The organism is Zoogloea sp. GDB6, assembly GCF_056724105.1.
The window spans coordinates 4,456,857-4,477,978 of the sequence record NZ_CM161497.1; the positions used below are offsets into that span (position 1 = coordinate 4,456,857).

A 21,122-nucleotide genomic window follows, 5' to 3' on the forward strand; every position below is an offset into this window, starting at 1 on the left:
CTGAGTAATCAGATCGCGAATCGCGGCGCCCCGAAAATTAATGACAAAAGCATAAATATCTGTACAATCGGCGCCGCTTTCCAACAGACAGGATCGGGAGGAGACATCCCATGGCACTGATCATCCCCGGCGTCGAAGTCAAGGTCGTCAAGGAAGTCCTCGCCCCTCAGCTCGCCCCGTCGGGCGTCCTCGGGCTGGTCGGCATCGTCGAGAACCCAGCCGCCGGCGTCGGTCGGGCAGCCAGCTGGCGCAGTTTCATCGACGGCTTCGGCGCGGCCAGCGCCTTCAGCCTGCCCGAAGCGGCCCAGGCCCTCGGCAACGGCGTCTTCGAACTGGTCATCTGTCCGGTTGCCTGCAACAGCACGGCGAGCGTCAAGCTCCCAGCCGCCGTCGGCAACGCCGCGGCCTTCACCCTCGTCGCCCGCGCCCCGGGGCCGTGGGGTAATGCCATTTCGGTCAGCATCCAGTCCCGCCAGGTGCCCACCGGCAAGAAGCTCGACAGCGGAGAGGACGAGACCCGCACGGTGTTCGACCTCACCGCCCGCTACGCCGGCAGCGATTACAAGGAAGTGCACCGCAACCTGTCCGCCGACCCGGCCGACCAGATCCGCAACGCCCGCGACGTGCTCGCCGCCCAGTCCCAGCTGCTGCGCATCAGCGAGGAGCGCGACAAGCTCAAGGCTCCCAAAGACAGCCCCGACATCAAGGACAGCAACGCCGCCGCCTACGCGCTGGCCGGTGCCGGCGATGCAGACCCCGACGCTTACCGCCAGGCCCTCGCCCAGCTCGAGAACGAGGCCGACGTGGACATGGTGCTGGTCTCGGTACAGGACACCAAGGATGCCACCCGGGTCGGCCGCATCTATGCCGACGTGATCAGCCACTGCGACCGCATGAGCGCCCGCAGCCAGGGCCGCATCGGCTTCGGCGAAGTCCCTGGCGCCAGCCCCGCAGAGATTGCCGCCGCCGCCGACAAGCTCACTGGCACACTGGTCTCCGACCGTTTCGTGCTGGTCGCCCCGGCCGGCGTTGTCGGAGCGGTGGCCGGCACCACCGGCAGCCTCGACTACTTCCAGTCCCCCACCTTCAAGCGCCTGTCCGGCCTCGGCGAGCCCGTCCCCGCGCTGGGCGTGGAAGCCCAGCAGGAGCTCCTGCGCAAGAATGTGGTGCCCATCGTCGCCCAGCGCGGCCGCGGCATCATCGTGATCCGCGGTCTCACCACCGACGGCGACCAGATCAGCGTGCGCCGGGTTGCCGACCACGCGGTGCGCGGCGTCAAGACCATCGGCGAGCTCTTCATCGGCCGCCTCAACAACGAGGAAGGCCGCGGCGCCCTGAAGCAGAAGCTGGTCGAATTCCTCGTCCAGATGCAAAAGGAGGGCGCCATCGTGCCCTCCACCGACGGCACCGACCCGGCCTTCAAGCTCAACGTCTATTCGAGCCAGCAGGACTTCGCCCAAGGCATCGTCCGCGTGGATCTGGCCGTCCGCCCCGTCCGGGCCATCGACTACATCTACGCCACTGTTCTGGTTCAGGTCTGAGCCAAACGCAGCCCGAGCCGCCGTTTTCCCCGTAGCCACCAGCCTCTCCGGAGAAGCCCGCCATGCCGACCGTTTTTTCCGCCAATCGCTCCAGCGTACTGGTCGATGGCGAAGCCATCGAAGGCCTGCAGTCCCTGGCCTACCGCGTCGTCACCGAACGTGAGGACATCCGTGCCGTGGGCAGCGACGAACGCGTTGCGGTGAGTTTCGGCCTGCGCACCGTGCAGGGCGAGATCACCGTCCGCTCGGCCAGCTTCAAGCTCGACGGACACCTGGACAAGCAGGCCCGCTTCCAACTCGTCGCCAACCTCAAGAAGGACGACGCCGCCGATTCGCCGAAGCGCACGGTTTCCTTCGATGACTGCTACATCGAGGACAAGGCCTTCAGCCTCGGCGCCGGCGGCACCGTCGTCACCGCCTATACCTTCAGCGCCACGCGGATCCGCGAGGAATGAGCCCTTGGGTCCGCTGGAGCTGAACCTCGCCGGCACGGCCTACAGGCTCGACTTCGCGGGCTTCCACCGGCCGCTCGGCATCGCCACCGACACGCTGGCCGTCACCCTTCCTCCCTGGACCTATCGCCGTCACATGGACACCCTGCGCTTGTGCACCGCGCCCTCAGCGTCGGGCCTGCGCCTCGACAGCCGGGCCCTCTGCGATGCGGTGCTCACCGGCGTGGACGCGGATGAAGCGGCCCGTCGCGAACTCGCCCCCATCGCCCTGTGGTGGGCCGCTGGTGGCGACGCCCCCCTCGCCCAGCCACCGGCCGAAGGGGAATGGCTAGATCTCGGCAGCTACGACAACCCGGCCCGCGTGCGCCTGCGCCCCTGGACCGAGCACCAGCGCCTCGCTGCCCTCGACGCCAGCCTGTCCGGGGAGCACGACGACGATAGCTGGTTCGACCCGGTGCGCTACCTGGAAGGCATGGTCGACGCGTCGGTGGCCACCCTCGACGCCCCCTCTGGCCTGGACGATCTCGACGCCCGCGCCACCGCCCTGCTGCTCCACGCCACCGTGGCCCTCAACGTCATCGACGAAGAAACCGACCCCCTGCTGCAAGGTGGCGAAGCCGCCCGCCAGTGCGCTGCCCGCACCCTGCGGCTGTGCCAGGTGCTGGGCTGGACTCCCGCCAAGGTGTGGGCGACTCCCGCCGCCGAGGTAGACCGCCTGCTGCGCATGCTCGACCTGCTGCAGCCCGCTGCGCAGACGCCCCGGCGCCGCAGCCTGGCGGACCATCCGGACGCCACGGTGATCCGCATCGACGACGACGGTGACGACGAGGCCGTGGAAAGGATGTCCCGGTGACGACCGGCACCGAACTCCTCGTCGCCCGCATTCTCCAGCCGCTGGCCCGCAGCCTGGAGGAGGCTCGACGGAATCTCGCGCTGGATGTGGACGCGGCGACGGACGATGAAGGGGATTACTCCGATCCCCTGTCCTCCGGAACACCCGCTGCGGCTCCCGCGAGCGGGGCGACCCCGCAGAACACCGCCCACGGCATTCGCTCCTCAAGGCAGGAGATCTCGCCGAACATCGACCGGCCCATCTCCATCCCTGCAGTGTTGGATGCATCTCCGCTTCCGCCCACAAGGACAGACGAACCGGCGAACAACACACACTTCCAACCAGCTCGTGACGGTGCATCTCCACCCGCAGCGCATCTCCCGCAGCCCTCCGGCCAATCAGTTACGCAGCACAGGCCTCCTCAACACACGACACCGGCCGACCCGACGGTTGTGCCTGCCCCCGCTTCTGCCTTCCACCGTCCTCCGGTTCTTCGGGTAGCAGGCGTGGTGGAACACCCGATGGTCCAACGCGAAGGAGAAGGAACACGCCTACCGTCACCGGAAGAACGGAGGTCCGTCGTCACGCCATCCTCCACCGGTGATGGCGCAGGACAATCGATCAGGGCTCCCGCGCTGCTGCGTTCCGTTCCACCTGCGTCCGACTTCGCAGCGGATGCGCCCTTACCGGCAGCCCCGGAACCCAGTCTGACACCTGTCAGCTCAAGCCCCGCCACCAAACCAGCCCCTGACTTTCCATCGCGACTGGACGCTGGCGGAGCCCCCCAAGCCTCTTCCGGAGAACCCGCACCGGCAGCATCCGAGCCTTCCGACCTACGCCCCAGGCACTGGCGCCTGAAAAAGCCGTTCGCCGATCTGCCCGCGATGCCCACAGCGCCGGGTGACGACACGCCGGAAGCGGCGGGCACATCGCACACCGCAAAGCAGGCTCCACAGCCCGGGGCATCGTTTTCCCGCGGCACCCCCATCGGACGCGTCGCCGACGCGATGGCCCCCGTTCTCGACAAGGCCTGGCAACTCACCGACAGCAGCCTGCGTGACAGCGACGACAAGCAGGCGCCCTCGATGACAGCCGGCCCCCGCGTCAACAACCACTTTCACGTCAGCGTCGCGCTGGCTGGTGACGGCTCCGCCCCCCGCGATGCGCAGGAACTCGAGACAGCCCTCGTCGCCCTGCTGCGCGATGCGGCCCGCCGCCAGGGGCTGGACGTATGAAACCGGTCCGCCAGAACGCCTACCAGGTGCAGATCGGCAGCGTGCTGGCCAGCAGCAAGGCCAGCGAATCCCAGCGCCAGTTGCTGCAGCTGTGCGTCGACCTGAACATGGATGGCCCCGGCGCCGCGTGCTCCATCGAGCTGGCGGACAGCAACGTGGCGCCACCGAGTGCCGGAGACACTGTCACCGTCAAGCTGGATGTCGGCGATGGCGTGCAGACCGTCTTCACCGGCATGCTCGCGGACAGCGTGGCCCGGGCCACCGGCCAGACCCTCATCGCCCACGGCGCGATTGCCGATCTTGGCCGCCACGAAGTGGAGGGCACCTACGACAGCGTGTCCGCCGATTTCATCATCAAGGACCTGATCGGCAAGATCGGCGCATCAGCAGGCACCATCAGCAAGGGCCCGGACCTGTCGGGCTGGGCGCTGCACCGCGGTCCCACGGCCCTCGGCCATCTGCGCCGCCTGGCCGTGCTGTGCGGTGCCGACCTGTATGCCGACGGCGACGGCAAGATCCACTGCACAGCCCCGAAGAACGGCGCCGCCGATCACCGGTTCAAGTTCGGCGAAACGGTGATCCAGCTGGCCATCCACAAATGCAGCCCAGCCTTCGACAGCATCGAGGTGTGGGGCGAGGGCGCCGCTAGCGCCAAGGGGGCCGACAAGGCCCACTGGCTCAGCACCGACCTGGCCGGCGTCAGCGCCAAGGCCGCCGTCGACAGTGACGGGCAAGTCCAGGCCGGCAAGCTCGGCGCCCGCCCGTTCCGGCTCCGCGAAGGCGCGCTGCGCTCCGGCGAAGCCGTCGAAGCGGTCGCCAAGGCCTGGGCCACCAGCCTGGCCGCCCGCTTGCTCGGCGGCAGCCTGGAAGTCTTCGCCACCCCCAAGGTTCAGCCCGGCGACCTCGTATCCATCGATGGCCTCCCCGCGGACCATGCCGCCGCCAACCTGCTCGGCCAGGGCGGCATGCTGCGCGTACGCCACGTCCGCCACCTGCTGGATCGCCAGCGCGGCACGCTCACCCGGCTGGGCTTCTGAAAATGAGCGTGCGCATCGGCAAGATCGAACTCACCGGCGTGCAGGACCTGCACACCGAGGAAGCGCGCACCCTCGTCGAACAGCGGGTGCCCGAACAGCAGGGCAGCGTGTTCCAGGATCTGGGGCGCGAGCCGGTCACCATCCTCATCGACGGCCTGCTGCTCGGCGAAGAAGCCCTGTCGTCCCTCGAAACCCTGCGCCAGGCCCATGCCAAGGCCGAGCCCCAGTCCTTCGCGGCCGACCTGGTGGTTGGCACCGACCTCACCGAAGTCATCATCGAAGACTTCAGGGTCCGCCAGGTGGCCGGCTACCGGGACCGCTTCCGCTTCAGCCTGCGCCTGCGCGAGCACATCGAAGCGCCCCAGGCCAGCGACGCCGCCCTGGCCGACGTCAACAACGGCGTCGCCGCCGATGCCGGCGCGTGGAGCGACAACAGCCTGGCCGCCGCCGGTGTGCTGCAGGACCCGGCTTCCCTCTCATCAGCCTTGGCCGCCCAGCCGGCCCTACTCGACAGCCTCGACATGGACGCCCTCGGCGATGCCGTCGCCAACAAGCTCGACAGCCTGGACACGGGCCAACTCAACGGCGTGCTCGACACCCTCGCCGCCGCCGATCCGAGCAAGGCCAGCGGCTTCTTCGACGCGCTGGGCAAGGCCGGTGCCCTCGGCCCGATGCTGTCCAAGTATGCCCAGGAAGGCGCGGCCTTCCTGAAGCAGCTCGATCCATCCAAGTTCAGTTCGCTGATGAAGGCCTTCTCCGGCGGTCTCGAATTCCTCAACCAGCTCAAGAAAGTGCTCGACGCGGCGGGCCGTCTGGCCGGTGATATCAAGGACCTCAAGCTGCCACCGGAACTCGACCACATCGTCAAGGGAGGGCTGAAATGAGCAGCGCTGCCGACATCGTGCGCGACCTCGCCGCCCTGGTCCAGGCGCTGGCCGCGCTGCTGGAAACCAAGACGGCCAGGGAGATTCCCAACATCGCCCGTGATCTTGGTGCCCAGCCGCAACTGGCCCAGGGCGTCGACGCGCTCGGCCGGGTGCTCGGCGAAATCCGCACCGGCGCCGTCCCGCTGCGCCGCACCGCCCTCGATGCCGACGCGCTGGTCGCGCTGCTCGGGTGCATCCCGGGCTTCGTCAGCGGTATCGGCGCGGCCACCGACGCCTCCGGCGACTGGCTGGCCCGCCTCGGCATCGGCCTGGGTGATGCCGCCGGCGCCGCTCGGCAGGTGTCAGGGCCGATCCGCCAGGTGTCCGGCGTGCTCGACATGGGCATGGAGGTCGCCGAAGGCGCCGTCTCCCTGCTCGCCCCCGCCGAATGGCGCGGCCTCATCAGCGCCCTCGACCATCTTTCCGAAGCCCTCAAGGCCCTCAAGACGCCTGCTCCCCCGACCACCCCCGCCAGCGCCACGCCCGGCGCCGCTCTTTCTGGAGGATAAGCACCATGCCCGACAACACGCCCGTTCCCGCACCTGCTGCCGACGGCCGCGCCGACAATCCCTTCCGTGCCGTCGCCATCCTGCTCGACGGGGTGCGCGTCGCCCTCGAGAACAGCAAGCGCCAGGACCAGGCCCCGCGCTGGGTACGCGTCGTACGCGTGCGCGAGTTCCGCGACGATGCCATCGCCAAGGGCGTCATGAAGGCTCTCGACGTGCTCACGCTGGCGGTGGCCTACCTGCAGCGCTTCACCCTCGACGCCAACGACCTGCTGATCCAGGGCGACGCCGCCAAGGCCCTCGTCGAGGTCTCTGCCGAATTCATCAAGACCGCCACCAGCAAGGAGTTCATCAACTCCCTCGAACTGGCGGTGGGCCAGGATCCGAGCCCCGATTCGCCGATTCCCGACGTGGCCAACATCATCGACAAGATCGTCCAGATCGCCGACAAGGTGCCCGAACCCGACGACCTGAAGGTCATCGGCGCGTCCCTCTACAAGCTGCTCGGCATTGAACAGTCTCCCCTCGACGAAGCCAAGCTCGGCAGCACCACCGAGAGCCACGTGGTCCTCGCCCACACCGGCACGCTGCGCCTGCTGCAGTTCGGCTTCGACCAGAACTTCAAGCTGCAGAATTTCGGCAAGGGCGCCAGCGTGTCGTCCCTCGACATCAACCGCCTCGGCGCCCGCCGCCTGTGGGAAGCCGGCGCCGACAAGCTGCCGCTCAAGTCGATCGGCAAGTTCGGCGAAGCCCCCGATGTGGAAACCGTGTGGGAACTCGACTTCTCCACCGACAAGGCCGGCAGCGACGTGCAGGACGCCAACGCGATCCTCGAGGCTCTCGGCTACGTCACCCCCAACGTGGCCGACCGCAAGCTCTTCAGTCCCGAGTTCACCGGCCGCCTGCGCACCTTCCAGCAGCTCAACGAACTGCCGGTCAGCGGCAAGCTCGACAACGCGACCCTCAACCGATTGCTGCACCTGGACTACGACGCGAAGAACCTGAAGCGGGCCAAGCGCTTCAAGGCCGATGCGCTGCCGAAGGGCTTCGATCCGCTAAAGGCCCCGGCCTGATCCGGCAAACGCTGCACACCCGGCCATGAGCGATCCGATCGACATCATCCGCGCGGTGGTCCGCGACGAGCTGCGCAGCCTGCGCCTCGGCGAGCTGGCGGTGGTGACCAGCGTCTTCCCCCACACGGGGGACGACGACGGCAACAACCACGAATGCACGGTCCAGTTGCGCGAAGGCGGCCTCGAGCTGCGCAAGGTCCCCATCGCCACGCCCCATGTGGGCATGGTGAGCCCGCCGCAGGTCGGCGACCTGGTGCTGCTCAGCTACGTTGGCGGCGACCCGAACCGGGCCGTCGTCGTCGGCCGCCTGTACTCCGAGAAGATCAATCCGCCGGTGCACAAGGAAAAGGAATGGCACGCCTTCGCCACCGCCGACGGCGTCAGCAGCTTCGCGATCGACGCCGACGAATCCTGCATCGTCACCGCCGGCAAAACGGTTGTGACGGTGAAGAAGGACGGCAACATCGAAGTGAAGGGCGAAGCCGACCTGGTCATCGAAGTGAAGGGCAAGCTCACCATCAAGTGCACCGACTTCACCGTCGACGCATCGGGGAACGTGGACCTGGGCAAGGACGGCGCCGGCGTGATCACCGAGCAGTCCCACAAGTGCTACTACACCGGCAAGGCCCTGGTGCCGTCCGGCACCGTCAAGGCCAAGGGCTGAAGCGAGGAGAGCCAGACATGCCCACCCCGACATCCAGCCAGATCGAATCCCCGGCCAGCGGCTTCCTCAAGGCCGCCGGCCTGCAGGGGGAGGACATTCCCGGCCTCGCCACCGCCATCGCCAACACTGCCGGCCAGGCGCTGACGATGTTCCTGTCCCAAGCCATGGTGATGCCCGGCATCCCCGTAGCCGCCGACCCGATCACCGGCAGCGGAGCCACCGCCGGCCCCGGCAAACTGATGCCGCCGCCGGCCGGTGGCCCCGGCGCGTCGCAGCTGGAAGTCCTGGCCAGCGCCCAGTGCCAGGGGCAGGGCCTGCGCGGCGAGGATGCGGACGGACTGGCGAAGACCATCGCCGGCACCATCGCCCAGGCGATCAACCTGTTCTGCGCCCAGAGTATGGTGATGCCCGGCATCGCCGTGGCCGGTTTTGTCAGCGCCGCACCGGGCATGCTCCAGCCGGTACCGCTGCAGTCCCCGCTGGAAGGCTTCGCCAACGGCCTGCTCAGCCAGAACGGCCTGCGCGGCGAAGATGCGCCAAAGCTGGCCCAGGCCCTCGCCCAAAGCGTGGACCTGGCCCTCACCCTGTTCGCGTCCCAGGTCCTGGTGTCGCCCGGAATCCCCTGCCCGCCCGGCGCCAGCGCCGGCCCCGGACGACTGATGTGAAGGAGGCCACGACCATGGCGACCGCCCCCGATCCATTCGGCACCGACCTGCGCCTGGTCTTCCCCCGCGGGGAAGCCTGCGTCGACCTGGCCCTCGGCCTGCAGGACCTGGAAACCATCGACGGCCTCGAAAACCTGGTCCAGGCCCTGACCCTGCGCCTGCTGGTGGACCGCGGCGAACTGGCCGGCCTCGCCCACCCCCGCTACGGCAGCCGCATCCGCGACCTGATCGGCGAGCCCCTCGACCGCCCCAACCTCGAACTGCTGCGCCGCTACGTGCGCCAGGAGCTGCTGCGCGACCCGCGCGTCGAGGAAGTGCTGCAGGTCACCGTCACCCCCCACGACGCCCGCCGCGACGGGGTCGACGTGGTTGCCCGGGTCCGCGCCGTCGGCGGCCAGGAGGCCGGCGTGGAGGTACGCATCGATGCCGCTTGACCGGGTCTTCATCAAGAAGGACTTCGCCGAGGTAGTGGACGCCCTGCTGGCCGACATCGGCTCGGGCATGGGCGGCCGCGTGGCGCTGACCGATGCCAACGAGGGCAGCGTGATGCGCACCCTCGCCGAAGCCTTCGCCCGCGAGCTGGCGGTCTGCTACGAGCAACTCGATACGGTCTACCGCAACGCCTACCTCGACAGCGCCAGCGGCCCAGCCCTCGACAACGTCGTCGCCCTGCTCGGCATCGAGCGCCAGCGTGGCGGCCACCTGGAAGGCACAGCCCTGCTCGGCCGCGGCCAGCCGGCCCCGGAAGATATCCATATTCCCCTGGGGACCCTGGTCGCCGGTCGCGACGTGCCCCTCTTTGCGACCACGGCCAACGCGGTGCTCGGCAAGGGCGAACGCCAGCTGATGGTCGGCGTCCGCGCGCTGGAGCCTGGCGGCAACACCGTCAAGGCCAACGCCCTCGCCACGCTGCCACGGCCGATCGCCGGCATCGACACGGTCGGCAATCCCGGCGACCTGGTCCTCCGCCAGCGCGAAGAAACCGACGACGAGCTGCGCGCCCGCGCCCGCCGGCTGGTGCAGTCCTCCAACACCGGCACGGTATCGGCACTGGAACAGGCCGCCCGCAGCCTGGGCATCCAGGAAGTGCAGGTCATGGAGAACCCCGGTGGCCGCCTCGGCGAGGTGGAAGTGATCCTCGGCGACAAGGACATTCCCGCCGACCTGCTCGAAGAAGTGCGCAACCGCCTGGAGGACGTGCGCCCGGCCGGCATCGTGCTGCGCTGCGGGCCAGCGATCCCGGTTTTCGTACAGGTCACGGCGACGCTGACGCTCAATGCCGAGCTTTCCGAACGGGAACAGAAGGACATCGAGAAACGCCTTGGCGCCACCCTCATCGACTACTTCGGCAAGCTGAAGGTCGGCGAGGCAGTACGCGAGGCCAAGGTCCGCTCCCTGCTGCTCGGTCACGACGCGGTGGTCGGCTGCAGCCGGACCGGTCAGCGCCCGTTGCTGGAACCCTTCGTGTGGCAGGATGGCAACGGTCTCCAGTCGGTGGCCTACCGCTCTCTACTCGGCAACGGCGACGTACTGGCCAGCCCGGGCGAACGCATCGGCCTCTATCCCGAAGCCCTGCCGCTGCGCCTGAGCATCGAACCGCCCCTGCTCAATGTGTGGGTGGATGCGAACCTGACCCTCGCCGTCGGCACGCCGACCAACGGACTTCAGGCACGCGTGACCAATGCCCTCAAGGACGCCTTCGACAAGGCCGCCCGCCAGGCCGGTGAGGACGCGCCCGCCGAGATCGCCTATGCCACGCTGCGTGACGCCATCGCCGCGGTCACCGGCGACAGCGCCCTGGCGCGTCTGCGCGTCACCGTCATCCACGAGCGGGACGGGCTCGCCGAAGAACTCGACGACGCCAGCGGGCTAGCCCACGTGAGTGTACGTGAGCAGCCCATACCGCGGACCGTCACCCTGCACGCGGAGCACGGCGATGTCTGACCCGCGGCGACGTCGGGAACGCCTGCTGCAGCTGCTGCCGCGCATCTATACGGCGCAGCCCGAGCGGAGCGCTGTAGCCGCCGTCATCGGCGGTCTGGCCGCCAGCCTGGCCCGCCTCGACGATGCGCTGACCCGCGTGCAGTACGACCGCTGGGTCGGCCTGGCCAGTGCCCAGCGGCAGGATGCAGACGACACCAGCGCGGTGGAACAGCTCGGCCAGCTGCTGCAGGTTGCCCGCCTGCCCCCGCGCCTCAACCACGCCGGCTACGACAGGCCGTCCCCCGAGCGGCTGGAGATCCGCTTCGACCACAGCGCACCGCGGGACGAAGCGCTGACCGAACTGATCGGCGAAGGCTGGCGCCGCCCACGCAACGGCCGCCCGCCCATCGATCCGGCGGAAGCCCTCGGCGCCCTGTTCCCCGGCCTCGCCTTCTCGCTCGGCAACGACGAGCTCAGCCTGAGCGTCACCGCCAGCAGCGCGGCCGAAACCGACACCATGACCTCCTTCCTGGCGGTACTCGATCCGGAACCCGGCGAAACCTACCGCCAGCGTCTGCTGGTCACCGCCCGCGTGCGCACCGGTGGGCTGGCCACCCCGCGGGCGCTGCTGTCCCTGGCCATTGCCGACCTCGGCGCCGAACCCTGCCCGCGCCTCCTACGCCGGCAGGACAGCACCCTCGCCTTCGGCATGCTGCCGGGCACCCGCAAGCGCTGCAGCGCCTGCGGCGGCAAGGGCGACATAGCCTGCCCCAACCGCAACAAAGCCGTCGTCGAAGCCTGGCTCACCGAGAACCCAAGCCTGCCGGCCAACCATGCCGAAAGCGCGCCGCGCCTGCGCCGTCCGTTTGTCATCAGCAACCCGAGCCTGCACCCCGACCGCCCGGTGCTGAGCCTCAAGATCAGCGAACAGCCCGCCGCCTATCCGGCCATCCGCAGCATCGACACCGGCGAAATCACCCTCTACGCCGGTACCGTCAAACCCGGCGAAACCCTGGTGCTCTACCCCGCCGTCACACCCGCCGAAGCCGCCCCCTTCGACGGCTTCGACGCCCCCGGTCACCACGCCTGGCTCAGCGCCCGCCCAGCAGGGCAGGCACTGCTGATCGGGCCCGACGGCACGGAACGGGACGTCAGCCACTCGATCTTCTACCTGTGGGGCAACCGCTTCGACGATCCCCAGTCGAGCCTCGGCGCGATGCGCTGCGGCGTGCTCGACCAGCGGGTCCTCACGCCACGCCTGCAATGCGGCAGCAATCAATGGATGCTGCTGACTTTCGCCCAACCCGACGCCGAATTCGCCGACGCCACGACCACCGTCCATACATCCCGCTTCGCCGGACACGACGACGCAGGCGGCACCAGCTTCGCGCTGCTCGACGGCTCCATCAGCCGCAGCGACTCCCGCTACGCCTCCATCCTGTTCGAGTCCTTCAGCAAGACCGACACCGGCACGGCCAGCGAGGAGACCACTATCAACGCACCGCGCCTGTCCCTGCGCCTCGACTGGATGGCGCGCCCGCCGGCCAGCTATAGGCTGCGGGTTCCCAAGAGCGGCTGGGTCTCCGCCGCCGCCGCCCGCGGCGCCCTCAAACTGCTGCGCAGCGACGTCACCCGGGCCACCGCTGCCGGCGTGCGGGCGATGGTGGACTTCCCCGAGCCGCCCCGCCGCGAGGATGTCATGCCCGCCGACGGGCTATCCGCGATCACCCTCGCCCAGCGCTGGACGGAAGACGCCGCCCCGACGGACGGAACACTGCAGACCGGTCTCGGCCTGACCTCCCAGGAGAGGCACGAGCCCGGCGAAGGACGCTTTTCGATGCAGGTGGTATTCGACACCACCCGCCTGGACTGGAGCCATGCGGGGTGAATCGCCCCGAGGAGTTGAAGAAGATGCCCATGAAGGAATGCCACGGCCTCGCCGGCCGCCTCTCGATCGAACTGCGCGATGCCGGCGGCCGCGTGGTGGAGAAACACAGGGTGGACAATCTGATCACCAATGCCGGCCGCAATCTGCTCGCCCGCCTGTTTGCCGGCGCCGCCCAGGGGCCCGAGCTGCGCATCGCCGTCGGCGGCCAGGGTGGCACGGTGAGCCTCGACGACACGGCCCTCGGCGATCCGCTCGATTCGGCCCCCGCCAGCATCCCGAGCATCGCGCTGGCCGACCACGACGGACAACAACGCATCACCGCCCGCGTCACCGCCACGCTGCCGGCCTCCGGCAGCGCCGACCCGCAGGCCCTGCAGGAGGCCGGCATCCTGATCAGCCTGCCGGGTGCAGAAGCGGTGCTCTACAACCGCGTGACCTTCCCGCTCATCAACCGGGCGGGCAACCTCGAAATGACGCTGACCTGGGAGGTGATCTTCTGATGGCCGATACACCCGATCCCTATCTCCGCAAGGATCCCGGCGACATCATGCTCGCCGCCGACTGGAACGAGATGCAGGTGCGAGCCCGCAGCGAGCTGCGCGCCCACGACCACACCGGCGACGCTGCCCGTCAGGTCCCCCGCGACGGCATCCAGGACAAGGCCATCGACGCCAGCAAGATCGACCCGGACATCAAGCTGAGCCTCAAGGAGCTCACCATCGGCGGCCCGCTCAAGGTAACCGGCACCAGCCAGCTCGCCGATATCCGCGCCGCCCTGGCCAGCTTTTCGGGGGCCCGCCTGACCGCCACCGGCGACCTCGGCATCGGCACGGACAGCCCCGAAAACGCCGAAGGCTGGAACCGGGTTGCCGATGTCGTCGGCGCCGAGCATGCCAAACTGTCGGTGCGCGCCGGCGACATCGACGGCCGGCTGATGAGCCATGTAGCCGGCTTCTTCGGCTCCGAACCGGGCATGATCGTCGGTACCAAGAGCCTGCACCCCCTCTCCTTCGTCACCGCCGGCGCCTTGCGCCTCAAGGTGCATTCGGCCAAAGCGGAAGACGGCACCGACACGCCGATCGTCGAACTCTTTCCGGCCAACAATCCACTGCGCTTCTCATCCGCATGGACCAGCCGGGCGAGTGGCGGAAACACCGCCGAGATCAGCAACGACACGCAGATCTACAAGACCCTGATGATCATCGGCAACAGCAGTGCCGGCCTCGGGCGCCGCGTCTCCGTGTGGGACCGGCTGGACGTCAACGGCAGCATCTACTCCCACGGCATCGACGTCAGCACCGAGATCGGCCAGCACATGACTGCCGACGGCACCTTCTACCGCTGGCAGGGGCAGGTCTACATCAACGTGGACGACAACCTGTACATCCGCGACAGCAGCCGCGGCATCCGCATGCACTTCGACACCATCAACGGCGTGTTCAAGACCGACATACTGCGCCTGGGCGACAAGTGGCGGCTGTCGGGCATCGGCGACCATGAGGCCAACGATGAATGGCTACGACTCAAGAACGTGGCCAACAATGCCTATTGGGGCGGCTTTGCCGCGTCGAAAATGTGGACCATGCAAGGCCAGTACCAACAATCGGACCTGCGCCTGAAATGCAATATCCAGGAGATCGATCAGGCCCTGCCCCGGCTGAGCCAACTGCGCGGCGTCAGCTTCAACTGGAGGAGCGATACCTCGCGGGAAGCCCTCGGGCTACTCGCCCAGGATGTCGAGGCGGTCCTGCCACAGGCCGTCAGTGAAGGCCCCGACGGCTGGAAGGGCATCGATACCTCAGCGGTGGTGGCACTGCTGGTTCAGGCCGTGAAGGAGCAACAGGCGATGATCGACGACCTGCGCAGCGCCCTTCCGCTGCGCAACTGACGGAGCGCTCCATGGCCGAACGCCCCGATCCCTATGTGAAGCGCAGCGCCGGCGACATCATCCGCGCCGACGACTGGAACGAAGCCCAGGTGCTGACCCGCGAGGCCCTGGCCAGCCACGATCACGGCACCGGCAATGGCACCCCCATCCCGCGGGAAGGGATCCGCGAGAAAGCCATCGACGGTAGCCGCATCGATCCAGCCGCCAGCGTCACGGTCCAGAATCTGGAAGTGCGCGGCAGCCTCAAGCTGAGCACCCACGACCTGACCAGCCAGATCAACGACATCCTCACCAGCCTCGGCAACACACTCGGCCGCAGCGGCGGCGCCATCAAGGGTAGCCTGTCGATCAGCGAGCGCCTGACGCTGGGCAGCGAGCGGGCGCCGAGCAGCCGCCTGCAACTGGGCAACCTCACCGCCATCGACGCCGGCGGACGCAACGAGGCGTGGACCAACCTGGGCTCCAACGCCTACTACGACGGTGCCTGGAAACGCATCGACAGCAGCAAGGCTGGCGTCAACCTGCACATGAACCCGGATGCAGACGGACAGGAATTCCGCTTCCTGCGCGTCGAGGCCGATGGCGGCAACCTGCGCAACATCGCCACCTTTGGCAGCAAGGTGTGCACCATCACCGAGGCCAGTGTGGGGATCGGCACCGGCGCACCGGCCGCTCGCCTGGACGTGCGCGGAGCCATCCACGCCGGCGGCTCCGACCTCTACTTCACCGAAACCGGCCACCGCCACACCGGCTTCGGCAACCACGCCGGCTACGCCGCCCTCGAGAACGACGGCGGCGACTACAACGCGCTGATGATCCTTGGCCGGTCCACCGGCGGGCCACTCGGACGGGTCGTGAAGATCTGGGACAACGTGTTCATCGCCGGCAACCTCGGCACCCACGGCTTCTCGCCGGTGCCCAAGACACCAGGCTGGCAGGGCGGCATCCACACCTACGACATCGAGGCCGAGGCCACCATCTGGGCGCGCAACAACGTGCAGACAGGCAACCGCGACCTCGCCGAGAACTTCGATACCGTCGAAGAACTGGAGGCCGGCGACGTGGTCAGCCTCGACCCGGACGGCAGCGGCATGCTGCGCTGCCGCCGCAGCGAGGACCCACTGGTCCTCGGCGTGGTGTCGTCCCAACCCGGCCTGCTGCTGGGCGCCGACCCGGCCCGCCGCATTCCGCGCCCCGGCGAATACCCGGTCGCCCTGTCGGGCCGGGTGCCCTGCAAGGTCAGCGGTGAGAACGGCCCGATCCGCCGCGGCGACCTGCTGACTAGCGCCAGCCTGCCCGGCCACGCCATGCGCGCCGACACAGCCATCGTCGGCACGACCATCGGCAAGGCCCTCGACGCCTTCGACGGCGGACAGGGCCTCATCGACATCTTCGTATTCCTCCGCTGACCCATTGACCCGTTCCCATCGACCATCATGAAGAACCAACTCGAAGCCCGCCTGCACGAACTCCGCGGCGAATACGACGCCGGCACCAAGGTACTCGCCGACCTGCAAAAAAAACAGGACGAACTGCGCAGTACGCTGCTGCGCATCAGCGGCGCCATTCAGGTGCTGGAAGAAGTCCTCGCCACCGAAGGTGCCGCCGACGCAGGCAGCGATGGCAGCGGCCCGCGCCTGGTCGCCAACTGAACGCAGACCACCGATGGACGAACCGGTAACGCTCCTCGATCTCGATGGCCGGCCGGCCACGACGCGGCAGTTCACGGCCGGCAACGGACTCAGGCTCAACGTCGGCCTTCCTGCCGGCCGCCGCTTGGCCTCTGCGCGCCTGCTGCTGGCCGCCGCCGACGGCAGCGTCCAGACCATCCAGCCGGCACTGCAGAGCGACGCTGGCGACAGGACGCTGGACGGCAACAGCGCCGTCTCCTTGCGCTGGGCCACCGCGGAGTGGGGTGAGGAGCGCGCGGTCGTCGGCCTCACTGTTGTTGCCGACGGCCCGCCGCTCAGGTGCGGGCTGCGGGCGCGACTGTTCAATCACGGTAACTGGCTACCTGTGATGCCCCTCGACACCCTGCCCACCGGCAGCCGCCAGAGTTTTCCCCCTCAAAGCGCCAGCCGCCTGAACGCCGAAATGCTCATCGAAGGCAAGATCGGCGACACGGCCACCGGCGTCCTCATCCCCGGCGCCCTGTCGATCAAACAGTTCAGCATTCACCTCAGCCAGCAGCCCTGCGGCCTGACGGTGGCCATCGACGACGAGGCCCCTTTCTTCACCGCCGACGGTCCCCTGCCGCTCACCCCCATCGAAGTGGGCGGATTGGTCCGGGCCCTGAACCGCTACCGCAACGACCACCCCCACGCTGCCAGCGTGCCGCTGCAGATCCGTTGTGCCGGCCAGCAGGCCTTTGTCGTATCCGGCTTCGAAGCCCATCCGGAAGCCTTACCACCACCGACAACACCCGACGAACCGAGAGCGCCTCCCGATACACCGCGCCCCGGAGAGCAGGCCTGGTTGCCCGATGGCCAGGGCAGCACGAACCTGGCCCGCCTGTGTGATGGCCGCCATGCCGCCGCCATCGTGCTACCGCCCGTGGATAGTGGCGTATTGTCGAGCGTCGCCCTGCGTCTGCGCCCTCTTGACCGGACCAACCATGGACGACTGCTCATTCACTTGGCAAACGGTACCGTGCCCCAGGAACCTGCCCTGCTGACAATGGACTTCGAAGTGATCGTCGATGAACCCGCTGCCTCAGCCCCCATCTGGCTGACCGCACGCCTGCCCGAGCCACAGCCCCTTACCGGCCAATCGTGGTGGCTGGTGTGCCGGATGAATGAAGGCGCAGTGTTGTGGTACGCGGACCCGGACCGGCCGCCACGGGTGGCGGACAGCCGTTACCAAAGTGTCGATGGCCCCTGGCTGCCCCTCGACGGACCGGGCGAAGCGCCCTGGCTGCAACTGCGTGTCGGGATACTGGACGCTATCCCGGCCACCGTTTGAGGACGATTCAATGCTGGGAGCCCTGGAAAACCTCCTGCTGCCTGCCCTGCGGGAAGCCCTCGGCGCCACCCAGGATCTGCAGGGTGGCCCGGCGACCGCCCCTGCCCAAGGGGACAGCCGCGTTGCCCTTCACGCCACCCGGCTACGCCGGCCACGTACCGCTCCGGACAGCGACACGGCACCGATACGGGACCCAGCCAGTCTGGGCTGGCAGGGCACCCTGGCGAGCGATGCGGCACACCCGCTGGATTTTCCGCTGCCGACGGAAGCCATCGGCGAGCTGGCTGACGTGCAGAGCCCGCCAGGGCGGATCCTGTCCGCCGGCGACGCCTACTTGCTGGACGGCCGCACGCTACGCTTCTTCCGTGCCGCGCCGGGCCTGGTCGTGGCCCGCACGCGTGGCGCACGGAGCGCCGGCTACCGGGAACGCAGTGAAGGGCGCATCGACCTGGAACTGCGGGTGTGGGCAAAGGACCGGGACAGCATCGACACCCTGCTGGCTCGCAGCCTGCAAACCGTGCTGTCCGCCTTCGAATCCATCAACGTCATCGACCTGACGGATGCTGCACCGGGTTTCGGACTGCGGATGACCCGCCTGCGCCTCGAACTGAAGGACATCACCCGCCACTTCGATGCGGCCGCGCCGACCTGGCTGTTGGGCGTGGCCCGCTGCCGGCTGCGTGGAGAACTGGAACTAGCGCTGACGCTGGGCGCACCGGAAGAGGAAGGGCGGATCGCCGACGTGGAGATCCACCTGCACGGCCCATCGAACGCGAACTGAGGACGAGCCGCAGGAAAAAGCAGCAGCCCCGCGCCCGGAGCTGCCGCCTTGGGGATCAGGACGCCAGCAGGCGGTCGAGTTCAGCGACGGTGCGCTCGGCGGCCTTGCCGTCCCACAGCAGCGGGCGCCGCCCGTGCTTGCCCTGGCCCGCCAGCACCTTGGCAGCTTCTTCAAGGATGCGCGCCGGATCGGTACCGACCAGAACGTTGCTGCCTTCGTCGATGGTCACCGGACGCTCGGTGTTCTCACGTAACGTCAGGCAGGGCACACCCAGCGCGGTGGTTTCCTCCTGCAGACCGCCGCTGTCGGTCATGATCAACGCCGCATCCTTCCACAGGTTGAGAAACTCCATGTAGGACTGGGGCTTGGTGAGCACGACGTTGGGCCCCAGGTCGAGACCGAACTTTTCCAGATTACCGCGGGTGCGCGGATGCACCGGGAAGATCAGCGGCAGGTCGGCGGCGATCTTGGTCAGCGCACCGGCGATACCGCGCAGGTTGGCCTCGTCATCCACGTTGGACGGGCGGTGCAAGGTCACCACGCCATAGCGGGGGTACTGGGCCTTCAGCGCCTGGGTTTCGAGGCTGCTCTTGTCGGATGCGTCGAGTTGGTCGCGCTGGTACAGCAGGTTGTCCACCATCACGTGCCCCACGTGGAAAACTGCCGCCGGGTCCTTGCCTTCCTTCAGCAGGTTGTCGACACCGGCCGGCTCGGTGCAGAAGAACCAGTCGGAAATGCTGTCGGTGACGAGACGGTTGATCTCTTCCGGCATGCGCATGTCACCACTGCGCAGGCCGGCCTCCACGTGGGCCACCGGAATGTCGAGCTTCTTGGCGTCGATGGAACAGGCCAGCGTGGAATTGACATCCCCCACCACCAGCACGCAGTCGGGGCGCGCCTTCTGGCAGATCTCCTCGAAGGCCACCATGATCTTGGCGGTCTGCGTGGCGTGACTGCCGCCGCCGGCCTCCAGGTGATAGTCGGGCTTGGGAATCCCCAGCTCGTCGAAGAACACGTCGCTCATCTCCCGGTCGTAGTGCTGGCCGGTGTGGACGATCTTGAACTCGAAGCGGTCCGCCCGAGCCTGCAGGGCCCGCACGATCGGCGCGATCTTCATGAAATTGGGGCGCGCGCCGGCGACGAGGTAGATCAGCGAACGGGACATACGGAGGCTCCACGGACAAAAGATGACAGGGGCACATTATCGCGCGCGCCCCACGGTGCAAACAAAGAAATAGTTGTCGGGCGAGGACGGGTATCACCCAATTCGCCGGCGCGACCGTTCAGGCTCAGTCGAAAGTCTCGCACTCGGCCAGCACCTTACCGGCCTGATCCTTGGCCGACAGCAACGGCGCACCATCCAGCTCATGCAGCGGCCACGCCACACCCACCGTCGGGTCGTTCCAGGCCAGACTGCGCTCGAACTGCGGCGCGTAGTAGTCCGTCGTCTTGTACAGGAAGTCCGCCGTCTCACTGAGCACCACGAAGCCGTGCGCAAAGCCCGGCGGGACCCACAGTTGCCGGTGGTTGTCCTCACTGAGTTCGACCCCGTCCCACTGCCCGAAGGTCGGCGAAGACCGGCGCAGGTCCACCGCCACGTCGAAGACGCGGCCCTTGACGACCCGTACGAGCTTTCCTTGCGGCTGCTGGATCTGGTAGTGCAGGCCGCGCAGCACGCCTTTGCCGGAGCGGGAATGGTTGTCCTGCACGAAGTCCACCTCGAGACCGGTGGCCTCGCGGAAGGCCTGGGCGTTGAAGCTCTCCATGAAGAAGCCGCGGGCATCCCCGAAGACTTTCGGCTCGATGATCAAGAGGCCCGGGATGCGGGTTTCGGTGACGTTCATCAGAACACCTTCTCTTCGAGGAGGCGCAGCAGGTACTGGCCGTAGCCGTTCTTGGCGAGGGGCGCGGCGAGCTTCTGCAGGTGGGCAGCGTCGATCCAGCCGGCCCGCCAGGCGATCTCTTCGGGGCAGGCGATCTTGAGGCCCTGGCGCTTCTCGATGGTCTGGATGAACAGGCTGGCGTCGAGCAGGCTTTCGTGGGTGCCGGTGTCGAGCCAGGCGTGGCCGCGGCCCATGACCTGGACGTCGAGGGCGCCCCACTCCAGGTACTGGCGATTGACGTCGGTGATCTCCAGTTCGCCCCGCGGGCTGGGCTGGATGGACTTGGCGACCTCGACCACCCGGTTATCGTAGAAGTAGAGGCCGGTGACGGCGTAGCGGCTCTTGGGGAGCTTGGGCTTCTCTTCGAGGCTGATGGCGTGGCCGTCGGCGTCGAATTCGACGACGCCGTAGCGTTCGGGGTCGGTGACCGGGTAGGCGAAGACGGTGGCGCCGTCGGTGTTCTGGGTGGCTTGGCGCAGGTCGCTCGCGAAGTCGTGGCCGTAGAAGAGGTTGTCGCCGAGCACGAGGGCGCTGGGGGCGTTGCCGACGAAGTCTTCGCCGATCAGGAAGGCCTGGGCGAGGCCGTCGGGACTGGGCTGGACGGCGTACTGCAAGTTGAGGCCCCACTGGCTGCCGTCACCGAGCAGCTGGGTGAAGCGCGGGGTGTCCTGGGGGGTGGAGATGATCAGGATGTCGCGGATGCCCGCCAGCATGAGGGTGCTGAGGGGGTAGTAGATCATCGGTTTGTCGTAGACCGGGATGAGCTGCTTGGACACCGCCAGGGTGGCGGGGTGGAGCCGGGTGCCGGAGCCGCCGGCGAGGATGAGGCCTTTGCGTTGCGAGGTGGTCATGGGTGCGTCCGGTAAG

Annotated in this window: 22 protein-coding genes; 19 read left to right on the forward strand and 3 right to left on the reverse strand. The window is 68.1% G+C overall.

Features of this window, described 5'->3' with window-relative positions; genetic code table 11:
- The first annotated feature begins 110 nt into the window (after positions 1 to 110).
- The 19 genes from AC1PQG_RS20350 to AC1PQG_RS20440 all read left to right on the forward strand — a co-directional run bounded on the left by AC1PQG_RS20350 (position 111) and on the right by AC1PQG_RS20440 (position 18,372).
- Positions 111 to 1,541: a phage tail sheath subtilisin-like domain-containing protein gene (locus AC1PQG_RS20350; protein ID WP_481119580.1), complete on the forward strand. Its 1,431-nt coding sequence runs from the start codon at positions 111 to 113 to the stop codon at positions 1,539 to 1,541.
- Positions 1,542 to 1,603: 62 nt separating this feature from the next.
- The gene (locus tag AC1PQG_RS20355; protein WP_481117436.1) at positions 1,604 to 1,996 is read left to right on the forward strand and encodes a hypothetical protein; all 393 of its coding nucleotides are present in this window, start codon (positions 1,604 to 1,606) and stop codon (positions 1,994 to 1,996) included.
- Positions 1,997 to 2,000: 4 nt separating this feature from the next.
- Positions 2,001 to 2,846: a hypothetical protein gene (locus AC1PQG_RS20360; RefSeq protein WP_481119581.1), complete on the forward strand. Its 846-nt coding sequence runs from the start codon at positions 2,001 to 2,003 to the stop codon at positions 2,844 to 2,846.
- 863 nt (positions 2,847 to 3,709) lie between these two features.
- Entirely contained in the window at positions 3,710 to 4,060 is a 351-nt protein-coding gene (locus AC1PQG_RS20365) for a hypothetical protein (protein WP_481119582.1), read from the forward strand.
- Complete coding sequence (locus AC1PQG_RS20370; RefSeq protein ID WP_481119583.1) at positions 4,057 to 5,097, forward strand: hypothetical protein; 1,041 nt, start codon at positions 4,057 to 4,059, stop codon at positions 5,095 to 5,097. The genes AC1PQG_RS20365 and AC1PQG_RS20370 overlap by 4 nt, the downstream gene beginning before the upstream one ends.
- Before the next feature lie 2 nt (positions 5,098 to 5,099).
- Positions 5,100 to 5,981: a hypothetical protein gene (locus AC1PQG_RS20375; protein WP_481119584.1), complete on the forward strand. Its 882-nt coding sequence runs from the start codon at positions 5,100 to 5,102 to the stop codon at positions 5,979 to 5,981.
- A complete protein-coding gene (locus tag AC1PQG_RS20380; protein WP_481119585.1) occupies positions 5,978 to 6,532 on the forward strand; it encodes a hypothetical protein in 555 nt (184 codons plus the stop codon). The genes AC1PQG_RS20375 and AC1PQG_RS20380 overlap by 4 nt, the downstream gene beginning before the upstream one ends.
- A gap of 5 nt (positions 6,533 to 6,537) precedes the next feature.
- A complete protein-coding gene (locus tag AC1PQG_RS20385) occupies positions 6,538 to 7,602 on the forward strand; it encodes a peptidoglycan-binding domain-containing protein (protein ID WP_481119586.1) in 1,065 nt (354 codons plus the stop codon).
- Between the two features lie 25 nt (positions 7,603 to 7,627).
- Positions 7,628 to 8,266: a phage baseplate assembly protein V gene (locus AC1PQG_RS20390; RefSeq protein WP_481119587.1), complete on the forward strand. Its 639-nt coding sequence runs from the start codon at positions 7,628 to 7,630 to the stop codon at positions 8,264 to 8,266.
- 17 nt (positions 8,267 to 8,283) lie between these two features.
- Positions 8,284 to 8,931, forward strand: coding sequence for a hypothetical protein (locus AC1PQG_RS20395; RefSeq protein ID WP_481119588.1), 648 nt, complete (start codon positions 8,284 to 8,286; stop codon positions 8,929 to 8,931).
- A 14-nt stretch (positions 8,932 to 8,945) separates the two neighbouring features.
- Positions 8,946 to 9,365, forward strand: a complete 420-nt coding sequence (locus tag AC1PQG_RS20400; protein ID WP_481119589.1) for a contractile injection system sheath initiator — start codon at positions 8,946 to 8,948, stop codon at positions 9,363 to 9,365.
- Positions 9,355 to 10,875, forward strand: a complete 1,521-nt coding sequence (locus AC1PQG_RS20405) for a baseplate J/gp47 family protein (protein ID WP_481119590.1) — start codon at positions 9,355 to 9,357, stop codon at positions 10,873 to 10,875. Before AC1PQG_RS20400 ends, AC1PQG_RS20405 begins: the two co-directional genes overlap by 11 nt.
- Positions 10,868 to 12,742, forward strand: coding sequence for a hypothetical protein (locus AC1PQG_RS20410; RefSeq protein ID WP_481119591.1), 1,875 nt, complete (start codon positions 10,868 to 10,870; stop codon positions 12,740 to 12,742). The genes AC1PQG_RS20405 and AC1PQG_RS20410 overlap by 8 nt, the downstream gene beginning before the upstream one ends.
- A gap of 23 nt (positions 12,743 to 12,765) precedes the next feature.
- On the forward strand, positions 12,766 to 13,242 hold the full coding sequence (locus AC1PQG_RS20415) for a hypothetical protein (RefSeq protein ID WP_481119592.1): 477 nt from the start codon (positions 12,766 to 12,768) through the stop codon (positions 13,240 to 13,242).
- A complete protein-coding gene (locus AC1PQG_RS20420; protein WP_481119593.1) occupies positions 13,242 to 14,630 on the forward strand; it encodes a tail fiber domain-containing protein in 1,389 nt (462 codons plus the stop codon). The genes AC1PQG_RS20415 and AC1PQG_RS20420 overlap by 1 nt, the downstream gene beginning before the upstream one ends.
- A gap of 11 nt (positions 14,631 to 14,641) precedes the next feature.
- A complete protein-coding gene (locus AC1PQG_RS20425; RefSeq protein ID WP_481119594.1) occupies positions 14,642 to 16,039 on the forward strand; it encodes a hypothetical protein in 1,398 nt (465 codons plus the stop codon).
- Positions 16,040 to 16,066: 27 nt separating this feature from the next.
- Positions 16,067 to 16,282: a hypothetical protein gene (locus AC1PQG_RS20430; protein WP_481119595.1), complete on the forward strand. Its 216-nt coding sequence runs from the start codon at positions 16,067 to 16,069 to the stop codon at positions 16,280 to 16,282.
- 13 nt (positions 16,283 to 16,295) lie between these two features.
- On the forward strand, positions 16,296 to 17,591 hold the full coding sequence (locus AC1PQG_RS20435) for a hypothetical protein (protein WP_481119596.1): 1,296 nt from the start codon (positions 16,296 to 16,298) through the stop codon (positions 17,589 to 17,591).
- Positions 17,592 to 17,601: 10 nt separating this feature from the next.
- Positions 17,602 to 18,372: a hypothetical protein gene (locus AC1PQG_RS20440; protein WP_481119597.1), complete on the forward strand. Its 771-nt coding sequence runs from the start codon at positions 17,602 to 17,604 to the stop codon at positions 18,370 to 18,372.
- Positions 18,373 to 18,427: 55 nt separating this feature from the next.
- Here the strand turns inward: AC1PQG_RS20440 and wecB are convergent, their stop codons facing one another.
- From wecB to rfbA, 3 genes are all read right to left on the reverse strand, one after another.
- A complete protein-coding gene (gene wecB / locus AC1PQG_RS20445) occupies positions 18,428 to 19,537 on the reverse strand; it encodes a non-hydrolyzing UDP-N-acetylglucosamine 2-epimerase (protein ID WP_481119598.1) in 1,110 nt (369 codons plus the stop codon).
- A 124-nt stretch (positions 19,538 to 19,661) separates the two neighbouring features.
- Positions 19,662 to 20,216, reverse strand: a complete 555-nt coding sequence (rfbC, locus tag AC1PQG_RS20450; RefSeq protein ID WP_481119599.1) for a dTDP-4-dehydrorhamnose 3,5-epimerase — start codon at positions 20,214 to 20,216, stop codon at positions 19,662 to 19,664.
- A complete protein-coding gene (gene rfbA, locus AC1PQG_RS20455; RefSeq protein WP_481119600.1) occupies positions 20,216 to 21,106 on the reverse strand; it encodes a glucose-1-phosphate thymidylyltransferase RfbA in 891 nt (296 codons plus the stop codon). Before rfbA ends, rfbC begins: the two co-directional genes overlap by 1 nt.
- Between the last annotated feature and the right edge of the window lie 16 nt (positions 21,107 to 21,122).

What these genes read in the sequence shown, in the direction of transcription:
- AC1PQG_RS20350 (WP_481119580.1), top strand. Translation starts at nt 111, where the DNA reads ATGGCACTGATCATCCCCGGCGTCGAAGTCAAGGTCGTCAAGGAAGTC.
- AC1PQG_RS20355 (WP_481117436.1), top strand. Translation starts at nt 1,604, where the DNA reads ATGCCGACCGTTTTTTCCGCCAATCGCTCCAGCGTACTGGTCGATGGC.
- AC1PQG_RS20365 (WP_481119582.1), top strand. Translation starts at nt 3,710, where the DNA reads ATGCCCACAGCGCCGGGTGACGACACGCCGGAAGCGGCGGGCACATCG.
- AC1PQG_RS20370 (WP_481119583.1), top strand. Translation starts at nt 4,057, where the DNA reads ATGAAACCGGTCCGCCAGAACGCCTACCAGGTGCAGATCGGCAGCGTG.
- AC1PQG_RS20375 (WP_481119584.1), top strand. Translation starts at nt 5,100, where the DNA reads ATGAGCGTGCGCATCGGCAAGATCGAACTCACCGGCGTGCAGGACCTG.
- AC1PQG_RS20380 (WP_481119585.1), top strand. Translation starts at nt 5,978, where the DNA reads ATGAGCAGCGCTGCCGACATCGTGCGCGACCTCGCCGCCCTGGTCCAG.
- AC1PQG_RS20385 (WP_481119586.1), top strand. Translation starts at nt 6,538, where the DNA reads ATGCCCGACAACACGCCCGTTCCCGCACCTGCTGCCGACGGCCGCGCC.
- AC1PQG_RS20390 (WP_481119587.1), top strand. Translation starts at nt 7,628, where the DNA reads ATGAGCGATCCGATCGACATCATCCGCGCGGTGGTCCGCGACGAGCTG.
- AC1PQG_RS20395 (WP_481119588.1), top strand. Translation starts at nt 8,284, where the DNA reads ATGCCCACCCCGACATCCAGCCAGATCGAATCCCCGGCCAGCGGCTTC.
- AC1PQG_RS20400 (WP_481119589.1), top strand. Translation starts at nt 8,946, where the DNA reads ATGGCGACCGCCCCCGATCCATTCGGCACCGACCTGCGCCTGGTCTTC.
- AC1PQG_RS20405 (WP_481119590.1), top strand. Translation starts at nt 9,355, where the DNA reads ATGCCGCTTGACCGGGTCTTCATCAAGAAGGACTTCGCCGAGGTAGTG.
- AC1PQG_RS20410 (WP_481119591.1), top strand. Translation starts at nt 10,868, where the DNA reads ATGTCTGACCCGCGGCGACGTCGGGAACGCCTGCTGCAGCTGCTGCCG.
- AC1PQG_RS20415 (WP_481119592.1), top strand. Translation starts at nt 12,766, where the DNA reads ATGCCCATGAAGGAATGCCACGGCCTCGCCGGCCGCCTCTCGATCGAA.
- AC1PQG_RS20420 (WP_481119593.1), top strand. Translation starts at nt 13,242, where the DNA reads ATGGCCGATACACCCGATCCCTATCTCCGCAAGGATCCCGGCGACATC.
- AC1PQG_RS20425 (WP_481119594.1), top strand. Translation starts at nt 14,642, where the DNA reads ATGGCCGAACGCCCCGATCCCTATGTGAAGCGCAGCGCCGGCGACATC.
- AC1PQG_RS20430 (WP_481119595.1), top strand. Translation starts at nt 16,067, where the DNA reads ATGAAGAACCAACTCGAAGCCCGCCTGCACGAACTCCGCGGCGAATAC.
- AC1PQG_RS20435 (WP_481119596.1), top strand. Translation starts at nt 16,296, where the DNA reads ATGGACGAACCGGTAACGCTCCTCGATCTCGATGGCCGGCCGGCCACG.
- AC1PQG_RS20440 (WP_481119597.1), top strand. Translation starts at nt 17,602, where the DNA reads ATGCTGGGAGCCCTGGAAAACCTCCTGCTGCCTGCCCTGCGGGAAGCC.
- wecB (WP_481119598.1), bottom strand. Translation starts at nt 19,537, where the DNA reads ATGTCCCGTTCGCTGATCTACCTCGTCGCCGGCGCGCGCCCCAATTTC.
- rfbC (WP_481119599.1), bottom strand. Translation starts at nt 20,216, where the DNA reads ATGAACGTCACCGAAACCCGCATCCCGGGCCTCTTGATCATCGAGCCG.
- rfbA (WP_481119600.1), bottom strand. Translation starts at nt 21,106, where the DNA reads ATGACCACCTCGCAACGCAAAGGCCTCATCCTCGCCGGCGGCTCCGGC.